General features: G+C 76.0%; 13 protein-coding genes and 3 pseudogenes. 13 read left to right on the top strand and 3 right to left on the bottom strand.

The window, feature by feature from the left end:
• The 12 genes and pseudogenes from AB0L40_RS21770 to AB0L40_RS21715 form a co-directional block, all read left to right on the top strand.
• Positions 1–248 (top strand): annotated as a pseudogene (locus AB0L40_RS21770) (hypothetical protein); the annotation flags it as partial.
• A complete protein-coding gene (gene mpaM / locus AB0L40_RS21765; protein ID WP_364359585.1) occupies positions 245–1,111 on the top strand; it encodes a daptide-type RiPP biosynthesis methyltransferase in 867 nt (288 codons plus the stop codon). The pseudogene AB0L40_RS21770 and the gene mpaM, both read left to right, overlap by 4 nt.
• Positions 1,108–2,364, top strand: a complete 1,257-nt coding sequence (locus AB0L40_RS21760; protein WP_364359582.1) for an aminotransferase class III-fold pyridoxal phosphate-dependent enzyme — start codon at positions 1,108–1,110, stop codon at positions 2,362–2,364. The genes mpaM and AB0L40_RS21760 overlap by 4 nt, the downstream gene beginning before the upstream one ends.
• Positions 2,361–3,503, top strand: a complete 1,143-nt coding sequence (locus AB0L40_RS21755; protein ID WP_364359580.1) for an iron-containing alcohol dehydrogenase — start codon at positions 2,361–2,363, stop codon at positions 3,501–3,503. The genes AB0L40_RS21760 and AB0L40_RS21755 overlap by 4 nt, the downstream gene beginning before the upstream one ends.
• Positions 3,500–4,825, top strand: a complete 1,326-nt coding sequence (locus tag AB0L40_RS21750) for a YcaO-like family protein (protein ID WP_364359578.1) — start codon at positions 3,500–3,502, stop codon at positions 4,823–4,825. The genes AB0L40_RS21755 and AB0L40_RS21750 overlap by 4 nt, the downstream gene beginning before the upstream one ends.
• Positions 4,826–4,880: 55 nt before the next feature.
• Entirely contained in the window at positions 4,881–5,090 is a 210-nt protein-coding gene (locus tag AB0L40_RS21745) for a daptide-type RiPP (protein ID WP_364359576.1), read from the top strand.
• Positions 5,091–5,137: 47 nt separating this feature from the next.
• Positions 5,138–5,326: a hypothetical protein gene (locus AB0L40_RS21740; protein WP_364359573.1), complete on the top strand. Its 189-nt coding sequence runs from the start codon at positions 5,138–5,140 to the stop codon at positions 5,324–5,326.
• A gap of 126 nt (positions 5,327–5,452) precedes the next feature.
• On the top strand, positions 5,453–5,641 hold the full coding sequence (locus AB0L40_RS21735; RefSeq protein ID WP_364359570.1) for a hypothetical protein: 189 nt from the start codon (positions 5,453–5,455) through the stop codon (positions 5,639–5,641).
• On the top strand, positions 5,638–6,369 hold the full coding sequence (locus AB0L40_RS21730) for an ATP-binding cassette domain-containing protein (protein ID WP_364359568.1): 732 nt from the start codon (positions 5,638–5,640) through the stop codon (positions 6,367–6,369). The genes AB0L40_RS21735 and AB0L40_RS21730 overlap by 4 nt, the downstream gene beginning before the upstream one ends.
• Positions 6,366–7,115, top strand: a complete 750-nt coding sequence (locus tag AB0L40_RS21725) for a hypothetical protein (RefSeq protein ID WP_364359565.1) — start codon at positions 6,366–6,368, stop codon at positions 7,113–7,115. Before AB0L40_RS21730 ends, AB0L40_RS21725 begins: the two co-directional genes overlap by 4 nt.
• Positions 7,112–8,749 carry a daptide biosynthesis intramembrane metalloprotease gene (gene mpaP / locus AB0L40_RS21720; RefSeq protein WP_364359562.1) on the top strand — a complete coding sequence of 546 codons (1,638 nt, stop codon included), beginning with the start codon at positions 7,112–7,114 and terminating at the stop codon, positions 8,747–8,749. The genes AB0L40_RS21725 and mpaP overlap by 4 nt, the downstream gene beginning before the upstream one ends.
• Positions 8,746–9,897, top strand: coding sequence for a glycosyltransferase (locus AB0L40_RS21715; protein WP_364359559.1), 1,152 nt, complete (start codon positions 8,746–8,748; stop codon positions 9,895–9,897). Before mpaP ends, AB0L40_RS21715 begins: the two co-directional genes overlap by 4 nt.
• A gap of 274 nt (positions 9,898–10,171) precedes the next feature.
• On the opposite strand, the gene AB0L40_RS21710 is transcribed toward AB0L40_RS21715, so the two are convergent.
• Positions 10,172–10,672 carry a helix-turn-helix domain-containing protein gene (locus tag AB0L40_RS21710; RefSeq protein ID WP_364359556.1) on the bottom strand — a complete coding sequence of 167 codons (501 nt, stop codon included), beginning with the start codon at positions 10,670–10,672 and terminating at the stop codon, positions 10,172–10,174.
• 91 nt (positions 10,673–10,763) lie between these two features.
• Here AB0L40_RS21710 and AB0L40_RS21705 point away from each other — a divergent pair.
• Positions 10,764–11,789: pseudogene (locus AB0L40_RS21705) on the top strand (MFS transporter); the annotation flags it as partial.
• Between the two features lie 57 nt (positions 11,790–11,846).
• On the opposite strand, the pseudogene chvE reads toward AB0L40_RS21705, so the two are convergent.
• Positions 11,847–12,968, bottom strand: a pseudogene (gene chvE, locus AB0L40_RS21700) (multiple monosaccharide ABC transporter substrate-binding protein); the annotation flags it as partial.
• 231 nt (positions 12,969–13,199) lie between these two features.
• Positions 13,200–13,607: a hypothetical protein gene (locus tag AB0L40_RS21695; RefSeq protein ID WP_364359588.1), complete on the bottom strand. Its 408-nt coding sequence runs from the start codon at positions 13,605–13,607 to the stop codon at positions 13,200–13,202.
• Positions 13,608–13,699: the final 92 nt, after the last annotated feature.

The following is a 13,699-nucleotide window of genomic DNA, read 5'->3' as shown; positions in this document are numbered from 1 at the left end:
GGCCCGTGCTGCTGCACGGCCCGCAGGGCGCCGTCGTCGCCGGCGCGGACGGGGCCCGGCGCGTCGCGATCGGACCCGACGCCGCCGTCGTCGTCGACGCCCTGGCGGCGACCGGCACGGCGCCGGCCGCCGCATCGCGGGTGGCCGACGAGCTCGGCGTGGATCCGGGAACCGCCGCTGCCGCGATCGCGCAGGTCCGGACCGGACTCTCCGGGGCGGGGCTCACGCTGCCGGTGGCCGACGGATGACCGCGGTCACCACCACGACCACCCGCCCGTCGGGCGCCGCAGAGGCCCCGTCCGCCGCCCGGTCCGCTGCCCCGTCGCTGTTCGGCCAGGCCCTCGCGGCCGCCGCGGCGCTGCCGCAGGAGGACCTCTACGGGCCGCTCGGCGCGCGGGTCTACGACGCCGTCGCCGCCCGCGACACCGCCGAGGTGGCGCTCGTCGCCCGGCTCGCGCGTCGGGCTCGGGCTCGCGGCCCGGTCGTCGACCTCGCGGCCGGCTCCGGGCGCTTCACGCTCGCGCTCGCCGCCCGGGCCTCCTCGGTGCTCGCCGTCGACACCGCCCCGGCGATGCTCGGCCTGCTCGCCGACCGGCTGGCCGCGGCCCCCGACGCGATCGCCCGGCGCGTCGTGCTGCGACGGGACGACGCGACCACGACCGACCTGCCGGACGGCACGGCCCTCGTCGTGCTCGGCGCGACCTCGATCTCGCTGCTGCCCGCCGTCGGCCGCGCGCGACTGCTCGCCAGCGTCGCCGCCGCCCTGGCCCCCGACGGTCGGCTGCTCGTCTCCGCCCACGTCGCGGCGCCCACCGCCGACGAGGAGGCCGTCGAGCTCCTCGCGCTGCCGCAGGACGGCCTGCTCGCCACCTTCGTCGAGCGGGTCGACGTCGCCGCCGCGCGCCGCGAGGTGCTCGTGCTGCCGAGCGTCGTGGACGGGCGACCCGTCGCGCCGGTCGCGCTCCGGTCGATCGTCGGCGTGGTCGCCGCGGGGACGGTGGAGCGCGAGGCGCTCGCCGCCGGGCTCGCCGTCCTGGGCCGGCACCCGCTGCCCGCGGCGGGAGCGTCCGGCGACGCCGTCGTGCTCGAGCTCGGGAGGGCCGTCGCATGAGCGCCGTCTGGCCCGCCCTCGTGCCGCTCGGCGACGGGCTCCCCGACGACCGCGTCGCCGTCGGCGCCCGCGGCACGCGCGTCGCCTTCGCCGACGGCCGCGAGCGGCTGTGCGGCACCAGCGGCCTGTGGAACGCGAACCTCGGCCACGGCCACCCGCGCGTGACCGACGCGATCGTCGGCGCGGCGCGCACCGCCGGGGCGCTGCCGCTCTTCCGCTACTCGCACGCGTCCGCCGAGCGCGTCTCCGCCGCCCTCGTCGAGCTCGTGGGGCCCGGCTCCTCCCACGTCGTGTGGACGACGTCGGGCGGCGCCGCGAACGAGGTCGCCGTGAAGCTCTCCCGCCAGGCCCACGCGCTGGCCGGCGACGACCGTCGGCGCATCGTCGTGGCGTTTCGCGGCGGGTACCACGGCCTGACCTTCGGGGCCGCGGCCCACACCGGCGAGGACGTGCTGCAGCGTCTCTACGGCATCGACCAGCGCGAGGTGCGCTTCGTCGACCCCGTCGACCCCGAGCCGCTGGTGCGCCTGCTGCGCAGCCACGGGGACCGGGTCGCCTGCGTCGTCGCCGAGCCGGTCCTGGGCTCCGGCACGACACCGCTGTCGCGAGGCGTGGAGGACGCGCTGCGCGCCGCCCGTGCCGCCGGCGCGCACGTGATCGCCGACGAGGTCGCGACCGGATTCGGTCGGCTCGGCGTCGACCTCGGCCACCGTCGCTGGCCGGTGGTCCCCGACCTCGTGCTGCTCTCGAAGGGGCTGACGAACGGCGCCGTGCCCGGCGCTGCGGTCGTCGTCTCCTCCGGGATCGCCACCCGCTTCTCCGACGCCGGCGCGGTGCTCGTGCACGCCGAGACCGGTGCGGGGCACCCGCTGGCCACCGCCGCCGCGGAGGCCGTGCTGGAGACCTTCGTCGCCGACGACGTCGTCGGCCGCGCCGCCGCCGCAGGCGCGCGCCTGGGCGCGCTGCTCGACGACGCCGTCGCCACGCTTCCCTGCGCGTCCGGTCACGTCGGGCGCGGGCTCTTCCGCTCCCTCGAGCTGACGGACGACGCGGGCGCGCCCGTCGGTGCGGACGTCGTCGGCCGCGCCGTGCAGGCCGGCCTGGACCGCGGCGTCGTGCTGCATCCCGCCCCGCACGGCCTGCAGCTCGTCCCGCCGCTGGTGTCCACCGACGAGGAGCTGGAACGCCTCGTCGCCGTCGCGATCGCCGCCGCGGACGACGCCGTCCGCGTGCCCACCGGAGCCGCCGCATGACCCGCACCCTCGTGCTGCTGGACCGCGGCGTGGCGCCGGACGGCGCGCTGCCGGCCTGGATCACAGCCGACGTGCCGGCCGGTGCCGTCGTCGTCCCCGTCGAGCCTGCGACGGCCGATGCGGCGCCCGACGTCGGGTGCCTCACCGCGTTCGACACCGTCTGGGCGGTCGGGGGCGGTCGCGTGCTGGACCTCGCCAAGCGGCTCGCGGTCGCCGTCGACCCGGTCGCCGCGGCCGTGCTGCGCCGCCCCGGCCGCTCCGGGCTCGTAGCGCTGGGCGAGGCCGGACGCCGGCGCCCGCGCCTCGTCGCCGTCCCGACCACGCTCGGCACCGGGAGCGAGTGCTCGCCGACGGCGTGCCTGACCGTCGACGGGCAGCGGCGGCTCGCGGTCGGCGACAGGCTGCGGCCCGACGTCGTCGTCCGCCCGGCCGCGGCGACCGCCGGCCTGCCCGGAGCGCTCGAGCGCCACGGCGTCGTCGAGGCGCTGCTGCGGGCGATCGGGCCGTACGTCGGATCGGGCGGCGCGGGCGAGCAGCGCGACGCCCGCGCGCTGCGCGATGCCGCGCGGCTGGCCGCGCTCGCCGACCACGCCGCGCGTCGGCGACTGCGGGCCGACGAGCGGCGCGCCGTCGCGCTGCTCTCCGGCGCCACCCACGAGCGCGACTACCACCGCGGGCGCAGCCCGTTCTCGCACCGCGCCTGGTACCTCGCCAACGAGCTGTCGTCGGTCACCGGGATCGCGAAGATCCCCGCGACCGCCGTGCTGCTGCCCGCGCTGTGGGCGCGCGCCGCGGCCGGCGACGAGCGCTGGGGACGGGCGGACGCCATCGCCCGCGCCTACCGCGCGATCGGGGCGGATCCCCACGACGCGTCCGCTCCACGCGAGCGCCTGACCGCGTGGCGCGCCATGCCCGACGCGCTGCCGCCCGTCGACCTCGAAGCCCTCGCGCGGCGCACCGTCCGCGCCTGGGGCGGCGGGCTGCCGGCGCTCGCCGGGCTCCGGCACGCCGACGTGCTCGAGCTGCTCCGGGACGCGCTGCCGCCCGGGCCGGGCACGCACGACGCGCGGCCCGCGACCGGGCCGGGCACGGACGACGCGCCCTCCACCCCCGTGCCGCACCGGGCGGTCGCGGCATGATCGATGCGCGCCGCACCCTCGATCCCGACGCCGGCGTCGTGACGTCCTCGCACGTGCTCGCCCCGGACGCGCCCGAGCGGCCCATGTGGACGGCCGCTGCGGACCTCGGCGACCGGCGCGGGGACGCCGGCGCCTTCACGCTCCACCTCGTGGGCGCGCTGGGCGTCTCCCCCGCCGATGCGCTCCTGCGCGGGGCCGGCGAGGCCGTCGAGCGGTTCGCCCTGCGGGCCGGCGGCCCCGTCCGCGCCGCGACGCTGCCCGGGCTGGACCGGCGGCTGGCGACGCCGGGTCCGCCCGCGATGACCGCGTGGTGGCCGGCGGGCGTGACGCCGCTGGACACCGTCCCGGCCACGGACGCGGCGACGGGCCGGATCGTGGCGGTGCCGCGGGCCCTGGTCGACGACCGGCCGGCCCGCGAGCCCGGCGTCGACGTCGGGCCCTCGGGGGCCGCCGCCGGCGGGGACCTCGAGCACGCCGTCCGCAACGCGCTCTACGAGATCGTCGAGCGGGACGCGGTGCAGTGCGCGTGGAGCGCGGGCGCGGTGCCCCGCCGCACCGTGGTGCCGGACGTCTCGGACGCCGCCCCGGGCCGCTCCGCCCGCCGGCTGCGCGCGCTGCTGCGCGCCGCCGACGCCCTCCGCGTCGAGGTCGTCGCCGCCACGGTGCCCACCGCGCTGCCCGATCGCCCCGTCGTCCTCGTCGCCCTGCGCGCCGCCGACGGCGTGGTCTCCGGCCTCGGTGTGAAGCTCACCGACGAGCCGTCCGCCGCGCTGCTCGGCGCCCTGCAGGAGGCGTTCCAGCTCCGCCAGCTCCTGGGCCTCTGCCGGGACGCTCCCGCCGGAGACGGGCCCGAGGGCGCCGACGCCGAGGGGACCGAGCTCGACCCGACCGGCGGGGCCCCCGATCCGGCCGGCGTCGCACCCGCCCCGATCGACGACGACGTCGCCCGCGCCCGCTGGCTCGTCTCCGACCCCGGCCGCGCGGCGCTCGCCGGATGGGTCGACGCCTGGCGCTCGACGGACGCCGTCACGCTGCCCTCCGCGCCCGCGCCGCTCTCGCTGGCCGGCGCCCTGGCGGCGGTCGTCGCGGACGGCGGGCGCCCGCTCGTCTGCGACCTGGGCGACCGGCTGCCCGCCGAGATCCGCGCGATGGGCTGGCACGTCGCGCGGGTGCTCGTCCCGGGGCTCCAGCCCCTGCGTCTGAACGAGCGACTCACGAGCACGTGGCTGACCGACCGCGTGCGCTCCACCCACGACCGGACAGGACTGACTCATGACCCCGCGCTCAGCGGTGCCGTAGGCGCACCGCACCCCCTCGTCTGAGGGACCGGTGCGCGGACGCCCGCGCAGATCGATCACACCCCGAAGGAGGAGATCCATGATGCAGCACGACACCATCACCAGCCCGACGCACGGCGTCGACGGGTTCGACCGGGCGGCCCTCGCCGCGGGCCCGGACGGCCTCGACCTGGCCGTCACCGAGCTCGAGGCGCTCGAGGCGCCCGGGTTCTGGGACACGGCGGCCGGCGTCGGCGCCGGGACCGTCATCGGCTACGGCGTCGTGTGGGGTGCGGTCGCCTTCACCTAGGCCCCGCGCTTCACCGCCATCGCACGAACCACCACCGAGGAGATCACATGACCATCAGCACCACCGCTGACGCGTTCGACGTCCGCCCGCTCGACCTGCGGGTCGACGAGCTCGAGCCCCTGGAGGCGCCGGACTTCTGGGACGGCGTCAAGGCCGGCCTGGCCGTCGGCGCCACGGCCGGCGCGGCCGTCGTCGGCTACGCCGCCGCCACGGGGGGCGCCATCGCGTTCACCTGAGGCCCGCGCCCTACCGGGCGAGGTCCGAAGCTCCACGCCCCGACCCCGCCGCGCCTCGTGCGCGGCGGGGTCGGCGGTTCCGCTGCCCCCGCAGCTCCCGTGTATCGCACGACCTGGAGGATGGACATGGACACCAACACTTCCGACACCCGCAGCCGCGGTCTCGCGCTCCTCGCGCTCGCCGTCGTGCTCGTGCTCGTCAACGGCTTCGTCATGCCTGCCCTGGGCGGCACCGTCGCCTGGATCGTCGTCGTCGCCAGCGTCGCGGTGCTCGCGGCGGGCGCCGTCTGGACCCGGGCGGGTGTCGACGGATGAGCGCGCCGACCGTCGCGTTCGACGGGTTCACGCGCCGCTACGGCGACGTCGTCGCCGCGGACGACGTCAGCTTCTCCGCCGGCTCCGGCCGGGTCACCGGCCTCGTCGGCCGCAACGGCGCCGGCAAGTCGACCTGCCTGCGCGGCCTGCTCGGGCTCGTCGCGGCGACCTCCGGCAGCGCCCGGGTGTTCGGCGCGGCCTACCCCGACGTGCCCGACGGACCGCGGCGCGTCGGGGTCACGATGGACGGCCTGGGGGCCCAGCCGCGACTGCGCGGCGAGCAGCACCTGCGCATCGCGGCCGCGCGCCTCGGGGTGGAGCACGCGCGGCTCGAGCGGCTGGGCGCGACCGTCGGCCTCGACCGCACCGCGCTGCGGCGGCGCATCAAGAACTACTCGACGGGCATGCGCCAGCGCCTGGCCCTGGCCACCGCCCTCCTGACCGACCCCGAGCTGCTGGTCCTCGACGAGCCGACCAACGGGCTGGATCCCGACGGCGTGCGCTGGGTCCGCCGGCTGCTGCGCGGCTTCGCCGCCGAGGGACGCACCGTCCTCATCGCCAGCCACCACCTCGCCGAGCTCGAGCAGGCCGTGGACGACGTCGTCGTCCTCGATCGCACGGTGCGCTTCGCGGGCCCGCTCGGCGAGCTGACGCGCGGCACCGCGAGCCTCGAGGACCGCTACGTCGAGCTCGTGCACCCCGACCGGATGGAGGAGATGCCGGCATGAAGCGTCTGATCTCGGCGGAGCTGCTGCGGCTCCGCTACACCCGCGCCGCCGTCGCGCTGCTGCTCCTCGGCGCCGTGTTCCTCGTGATCTCCGACGTCGGGTTCGCCCAGCAGGCCGGGGACGGCAAGTGGGCGACGGACGAGGAGGCCGTGCTGGCGCTCGTGCGCAACGGCTTCTCGCTCTGCCTCTTCGCGGCGCTCTTCGGGGCCGTCGCCGTCAGCGGCGAGCTGCAGTCCGGCGACGGCGCCCGCGCCTGGCTCGCCCGTCCGTCCTGGCGCGAGCTGCTCGGGGCCAAGGCCACCGTGGCCGCGGTCGTCGGGCTCGTCTTCGGCCTCGTCGGGGCCGGCGTCGCGACGCTCTGCGCCGCCCTGCTGCTGCCGGGCCAGGGCGTGACGTTCGCCGTCTCCGGCACCGTCGCCGGCGCGATCGTGGGCGTCGTGGCGGTCAACGTGCTCGCCGCGCTCTGGGGCACCGCGCTCGGCGCGCTGCTGCCCCGCACGACCATCGCCGTCGCGGTCGTGGTCCTGCAGATGCTGCTGCTCGAGCCGGGGCTCGTGACGCTCGCGTCCACGCCGTTCGACCTGCTGTTCGGCAACGCCCTGGGCGCCATCTACGGCGAGACGGGCTACGACACGCTGCCGCTCGGCGCCGGCATCGTGGTCGCGATCGCCTGGATCGCGGCGGCTGCCGCGGTCGCCGTCGGCGTGCGCCGCCGCAGCGACGTCCCGATGGGCGGGGCCGCGTGAGCGTCGCGACGTTGGAGGGCCCCGAGGCCCGGGAGGCCGTCGCCCCGGAGGACGGGCCGGTCGCGCGACGGGACCCGGCCGTCGCCGTCACGCTCGGCGACGGCGCGCCCGCCGTGGTCCAGACCGCCGAGGGCGACTACCTGCGCCTCGGCCACGACGCCGCCCGGCTGCTCGACGCCCTCGACGTCGCTCGCCGACCGTCCGAGCTCGCCGAGCGCCTGGGCCCGCCGTGGACCCCGGAGCTCGTCCGCTCGACCGCCGACCGCTTCGGCGAGATGGAGCTGCTGGAGTCGCAGACGCGCCCGGCGCCGCGACGCCGGAGGCTCCGCTACGTGCGGCCGCTGACGGTGCAGCTCACGCTGCTGGATCCCGAGCGCGCGCTGCGCCCGGTGGCCGGGCTGCTGCGGGCGATCCCGCGCCGCGCGACCGCGATCGCCGCGTTGACGCTGGCGGTCGCCGGTCTCGCGCTGCTGGCGGCACAGACCGGCGCGATCGGCGACGCCCTGGCGCAGCCGCCCGGGCTCGGGGCGCTCGCCGCGCTGGTCGGCCTGCTGATCGCGGCGACGACCGTGCACGAGTTCGCGCACGGCGCGGCCCTCGTGGCGTCCGGCGGCCGACCGAGCCGCCTCGGCGTGATGCTCTTCTACCTCATGCCCGCGTTCTTCTGCGACGTCTCGGACGCCTGGCGTCTGCCGCGGCGCAGCGACCGCGTGGCCGTCGCGCTCGCCGGGCCGGTGGTGCAGACGACCCTCGGCGCGCTCGGCGCCGCGGTCGCGCTGGCGACCAGCGGTGCGGTCTCGTGGGTCGCGCTCCTGTTCGCCCTGCTCTGCTACGTCCAGGCCGTCGTCAACGCCGTCCCGTTCGTCAAGCTCGACGGCTACATCGCGCTGATGAGCGCCCTCGACCACCCGTACCTCCGGCGCGACGCGATGCGCGAGACCCGTCACGCGGTCGCCCACCGCCTGCTCGGCACGCCGCGGGCGCAGCGGGTCGCCGGGCGTTGGGTCCCGTGGTACGGCCTGGCCTGCACGCTCGCCCCCGTCTATCTCGTGCTCACCGGCGTCCTGCTGTGGACGACGACGCTGCGCAACCTCGGGGCCGTCGGGACGTGGATGGGCAGCCTGATCGTGCTCGTGGGCGCCTGGTGGCTCGTGGCCTCCGCGCTGCGTGCCGCCTCGCGGGCCCGTCGGGCCGGGGCGCCCGCGTGGCGCATCGGGGCGCTGGCCGCGCTCGGCGTGGCGGTCGTCGCCGCGTTCGCGTCGGCGCCGCTGCCGCAGGCCGTTCCCGCCGGCTACGTCCGCACGGCCGACGGCGTGCGCCTGGTGCTGCCGTCGGACGCCGCCGTCGACGCGGCGCGGCCCGGACGTTCCGTCACCCTCGAGCGCCGCGGGATCGTGCGCGCCGAGGCGCTCTCGGATGGGACGATCGCCGCGGGCACACCACGCGACGACGAGGTCCCCTACGCCGCGGCGACGTTCCTCGACGTCGACCTGCCGATCAGCGCCCCGACGGTGGCGCTGGACGACACCGCCTTGCCGGCCGGCGCCCGCGACGCCGGCACCGCCACCATCGACGCCGGCGAGCGGCCCGCGTGGCGGGCACTCGAGGACGTGGTGCTGGGACCGCTGCGGTGAGCGGCCGCGCGGCCGGGGCGGCGTCGGAGGCGGGCGCGGCCGGGACGACGGGCGCGGCCGGGACGGCGTCGGCCCCCGCCGCCGCGGACGCCGGCAGGCGTGACGCCCCGCGGTTCACCGTGGTGGTGCCGACGGTGGACCGCGGGGTCGCGATCCTGCCGACCCTGCGGTCGGTTGCGTCCCAGAGCGAGCGCTCGTGGGAGCTGCTCGTCGTCTCCGACGGCTCCGACGACGACACGGACGACGTGGTCGCCGCGTTCGCGGCCGGCGAGCCGCGCTGCCGGCTCGTGCGCACCGCCCGCCATGGTCATCCCGGTGGGCCGCGCAACGTCGGTCTGCGCGAGGCGCGCGGCCGCTACGTCGCCTACCTCGACCACGACGACGTCGCCCGACCCGAGCACCTCGCCACGCTCGGCGGGCTCCTCGACGGCGGGGCGTCGTGGGCCTGCGTCGGGGCGGACCGGGTGGGCCCCGACGGGACGCCGGGACGGGCCACGACCGCCCTGGACCTCGTCTGGCACCCGGAGCTGCAGCTGGCGGGCCCGCTCTTCGAGCCGAGCCGCACGGCCCACCGCCGTGCCCTCGTCGCGGACGTCGGCGGCTGGTGGGAGGACCCGCGCGGCCTGGAGGACTGGGATCTGTGGCTCCGCCTCGCCGACGCGGGGCACCACCCGGCCACGAGCACGCGCCGCACCGTCGTGCTCGCGGAGGACCCGGGCAGCCGACGCCACCGCATGGGCTGGAGCTGCACCCAGGCGCTCGCCCGCCTCCCCGACGCGGACGCGGCGAAGCGCGCACTCGACGCCCTGGGCTCCGCAGCGACGGCCACGCGCGCCCGCGAGGCGGCGGCGGCCGACCTCGGCGACTGGTACGCCCGACTGCTGGAGTCCGACGACCTCGTCTCCCCCGCGGAAGGGCTCCCCGCCGACGTCCCGGGACTCGTGCGGGAGGCGCTCGCCGACGCGCCGGCGCCGTGGGGCGACGTGCGCGTCGCCCCGGTCGGCGCCGGTCCCGCGCTCGTGCGCGTCCTGCCCTGCGCGCGGCCGGCCCACGCCCGGCGCGTCGTGACCCTGGCGCGCCGCACGCAGCGTCGGCAGCTCGACGTGCTGCGGGCCGCGGTGGACGGGGCGACCGCCTTGCCGGTGTAGCCGGCCGCGACTCGTGGTGGCGGCGACCCGCGATGGCGACGACCCGCGATGGCGACGACCCGTGGCGGCGGCGACCCGTGGCGGCGGCGACCCGTGGCGGCCGCGACTCGTGGTGGCGGCGACCCGCGATGGCGACGACCCGCGGTGGCGACGACCCGCGGGGAATGCGGTGGCCGCGACCGGTGTTGCCGGCGCTGGCTGCGACTCGTGGGGGCCGCGGCGGTCGGCGCACGGCGGCGCACGGCGGGCGGTGGCCCGCGTCGGCGCGGACCACTCAGCCCGAGGTCGGCACCGGCTCGCCGGGGACCTGCTCGATCCCCCGGGCGGCGAGGCCCGGGCCCGGCAGGGCACGGACGTCGCGCATCTCCAGTGATGCGCCGCAGCGGTCGCAGCGCAGGTGGCGGTCCGGGTGGCCGCCGCAGTCGCGGTGCTCGATCAGGCGCGGGGGACCGCCAGGCTCGGGGTAGTGCTCGTCGCCCCACTGGCGCAGGTGCTCGACGACGGTCCACAGGCCCGCGCCCTTCTCCGTCAACACGTACTCGTAGCGCGGCGGGCGGTCCTGGTAGGGGCGGCGCTCCAGCACGCCCTCGTCGACCAGCCGGCGCAGCCGGGCGGTCAGCACGCTGCGCGTGACGCCGGTGTGCGCCTGGAGATCGTCGAAGCGGCGGACGCCGAGCATCACGCTGCGCACGAGGAGCAGCGTCCAGCGCTCCCCGACGACCTCGAGCGACCGCGCGACCGAGCAGATCTGGGTGTCGTAGTCGCGATGCAGCACAGCCGAAGCGTACCACCGATGGTTGCGTGAACCGACTGACTCCGACGGGCGCTGCTACCGTGAGTCGCATGAAGCAACTTGAGAGCCCGTCGTGTCGTCCGTGAATCGGGGTCCGGACCGGCCGGAGGCCGCGCCCGGGCGCGTGCTGCTGATCGTCGCGGCGGCGGTCTTCCTCGTCAGCCTCGACCTCTTCATCGTCAACATCGCGTTCCCGGACGTCGGGCGCAGCTTCCCGGGCTCGTCCGTCGCAGCGCTCTCGTGGGTGCTCAACGCCTACGCGATCGTCTTCGCGGCGCTGCTGGTGCCCGCGGGCATCCTCGCCGACCGCCTCGGGCGCAGGCAGGTCTTCCTCGTCGGCCTCGGGGTCTTCGTCCTCGCCTCGGCCGCGTGTGGCGCCGCGTGGTCGGTGCCGTCCCTGGTGGCCTTCCGCGTCGTCCAGGCCGTCGGCGCCGCGCTGCTGATGCCGAGCTCGCTGGCGCTGCTGCTCGACGCGTTCCCGCCGGAGCGCCGCGCCAACGCGATCGGCGCGTGGGCCGGCATCGGCGGCGCGGCGGCGGCGCTCGGCCCGCCCGTCGGGGGCCTGCTCGTGACGCTCTCGTGGCGCTGGGTCTTCCTCGTCAACCTGCCGTTCGGGCTCGCCGCGATCGCCGCGGGCCGGCGGGCGCTGCGGGAGTCGCGCAACGAGGAGGACCGCCGCCTCCCCGACGCCATCGGCACGGTGGGGCTCGTCGCCGGCGTCGGCGCCATCTGCTGGGCGCTCGTCGAGGCGCCCGACCGCGGGTGGGGGAGCGTCCGCACGATCGGCCTGCTCGTCCTGGGCGTCGTCCTGCTCGCCGGCGTCGTCCGCCGCTCGCGCCACGTCGACCGTGCCCACGCGCCGGTGCTCGACCTGGCCCTCTTCCGCTCGCGGACGTTCGCGCTCGCGACGCTCAGCGCCCTCCTGTTCTCCGTCGCCTTCGCGGCCATGCTGCTGGAGGGCGTGCTGCTGCTGACCGGCCCGTGGGGCGACTCGGTCCTGGTCGCCGGGCTGTCGCTCGCGCCCGGCCCGCTGCTCGCGACGATCGTCGCCGTCAACTCGGGGCGCGTGTCGTCCCGCATCGGTCAGGGGCCGACGGCGGTCCTCGGCAACGTGGTGTTCGCTCTCGGCGTCGGCTGGTGGCTGTGGCGGCTGGTTCAGCTGGTCGGCCGTGTAGTAGCCGCTGTCGACGAGCACCTTCTGGTAGTTGCTCTTGTCGACGATGACCGACTCCAACAGCATGGACGGGACGACCTTCTTGCCGTTGTCGTAGTCCTTGGTGTTGTTGGTCTCCGGAGTCTGGCCCTTCAGCACCGCGTCCGCCATCGCGACGGTGGTCTTGGCCAGCTCACGGGTGTCCTTGTAGATGGTGGAGTACTGCTCACCCGCGATGATCGACTTCACCGAGGCAACCTCGGCGTCCTGACCGGTGACGATCGGGTACGGCTGCGCGCTGGTGCCGTAACCACTCGACTTGAGCGCCGAGAGAATACCGATCGACAGACCGTCATACGGCGACAGCACACCATCGACCTTCACACCACCCTTGTAGGTGGAGGTCAGCAGGTTCTCCATCCGCTCCTGCGCAACCTTCGGCTGCCAGCGCAGAATCGCCGCCTTCTCGAACTGGGTCTGACCGCTCTTCACGACCAGCACACCCTTGTCGATCTGCGGCTGCAGCACACTCATCGCACCGTTGAAGAAGAACGTCGCGTTGTTGTCGTCCGGCGAACCGGCGAACAACTCGATGTTCAGCGGGCCCTTCGCCGTGCCCGGGCTGCCGTCCGCGTTCAGCACCTTCAGACCGGTCAGCAGCGAGGTGGCCTGCTGCACACCGACCTTGAAGTTGTCGAAGGTGGCGTAGTAGTCCACGTTCGGGCTGTCCCGGATCAGGCGGTCGTAGGCGATGACCGGGATGTTCGCGGCCTTCGCGTTCTCCAACTGCGTGGTGATCGCGGTGCCGTCGATCGACGCGATGATCAGCAGCTTCGCGCCCTTGGTGATCTGGTTGTCCAGCTGCTGGGTCTGAGTCGGGATGTTGTCCTCGGCGTACTGCAGGTCGACCTTGTAACCCATCGCCTCGAGCTGCTTCTTGACATTGTCACCGTCGCTGACCCAGCGCTCCGAGGAACGGGTCGGCATGGTCACACCGATCAGCGCGCCGGCGTTGTCAGTGCTGCCGGCCTCCTTCTCCGAGGTCTTCTCCGACGAGCCGCATGCCGCGAGGGCGGCCGCCAGCGTCACGGCCGAGACCGTAGCCGCGAATCGGACAAATTTCATCGCTTTCTCCTGCCAGTTTGAGGGGCTGTGAGACATCTTCTAGCATGATCGATCACAAGTAAACATTTACGGACAGGTAAGTTGCGGCGACATTTCGAGTGCGCGATCAGCCGCCCGGGCTGCAAAAAGGCCTGATCATCGGGACGGGTCACCGATGTGGAAAGCGCGCCGTCGTGATTCGGCATCGCTTCTGACGTCAGGGCCGGAAGCGGGCCGCGCGGGCCGGCGACTTCAGTTGCCCAACAGAAAGCACCAAATTCCCACATGCGAGGGCGGGGTCGCCCTGGGCACGTCACAGTGTCGCTGTCGATGGGTGACCTGGGCTATGGAGCCGACACCAATCTGACCACCGGTATTTTGTTCCGTGCGACAAGGTCCCGGCTCCCGGACGCTGGGCATGCGGCGCGGTGAAGCCAAGGCCGCGAGGTGACCGGGCTTCCGAGCCTGGCGATGCCCCCGCCCAGCAGGACGTACGCCCGCTGCGGCGGGATCATCGCCGAACCGGGGGCTGATGGCTACCAGCAGCCGAGCCTGAAGGAACTCGCGCAGTTGCTCCGCGGCCTGTTCGTTGGTGATCGTCGAGCGGAGCATGGCCAGCAGCGGCTCCGAGTCGTCCGGAGGGCCCTCCCACGCGGGCACGGGAGGCGCCGGCGGATGCGGACCCGGGTCGAGGTAGGCGCGCGTCACGCGTTGTCCGCCGGTCCGTCGAAGGTGTCGCTCGTCCGCGACAG

The sequence above is a fragment of the Patulibacter sp. NPDC049589 genome, from assembly GCF_040675535.1.
In the GTDB taxonomy this organism is placed as follows: domain Bacteria; phylum Actinomycetota; class Thermoleophilia; order Solirubrobacterales; family Solirubrobacteraceae; genus Patulibacter.
Note: the sequence above shows the minus strand (reverse complement) of the source record. Positions and strands in the feature narration are given on the sequence as shown.

Excerpts from the sequence above, each read along its gene's own strand:
- mpaM (WP_364359585.1), top strand. The coding sequence starts at position 245 with ATGACCGCGGTCACCACCACGACCACCCGCCCGTCGGGCGCCGCAGAG.
- AB0L40_RS21760 (WP_364359582.1), top strand. The coding sequence starts at position 1,108 with ATGAGCGCCGTCTGGCCCGCCCTCGTGCCGCTCGGCGACGGGCTCCCC.
- AB0L40_RS21755 (WP_364359580.1), top strand. The coding sequence starts at position 2,361 with ATGACCCGCACCCTCGTGCTGCTGGACCGCGGCGTGGCGCCGGACGGC.
- AB0L40_RS21750 (WP_364359578.1), top strand. The coding sequence starts at position 3,500 with ATGATCGATGCGCGCCGCACCCTCGATCCCGACGCCGGCGTCGTGACG.
- AB0L40_RS21745 (WP_364359576.1), top strand. The coding sequence starts at position 4,881 with ATGATGCAGCACGACACCATCACCAGCCCGACGCACGGCGTCGACGGG.
- AB0L40_RS21740 (WP_364359573.1), top strand. The coding sequence starts at position 5,138 with ATGACCATCAGCACCACCGCTGACGCGTTCGACGTCCGCCCGCTCGAC.
- AB0L40_RS21735 (WP_364359570.1), top strand. The coding sequence starts at position 5,453 with ATGGACACCAACACTTCCGACACCCGCAGCCGCGGTCTCGCGCTCCTC.
- AB0L40_RS21730 (WP_364359568.1), top strand. The coding sequence starts at position 5,638 with ATGAGCGCGCCGACCGTCGCGTTCGACGGGTTCACGCGCCGCTACGGC.
- AB0L40_RS21725 (WP_364359565.1), top strand. The coding sequence starts at position 6,366 with ATGAAGCGTCTGATCTCGGCGGAGCTGCTGCGGCTCCGCTACACCCGC.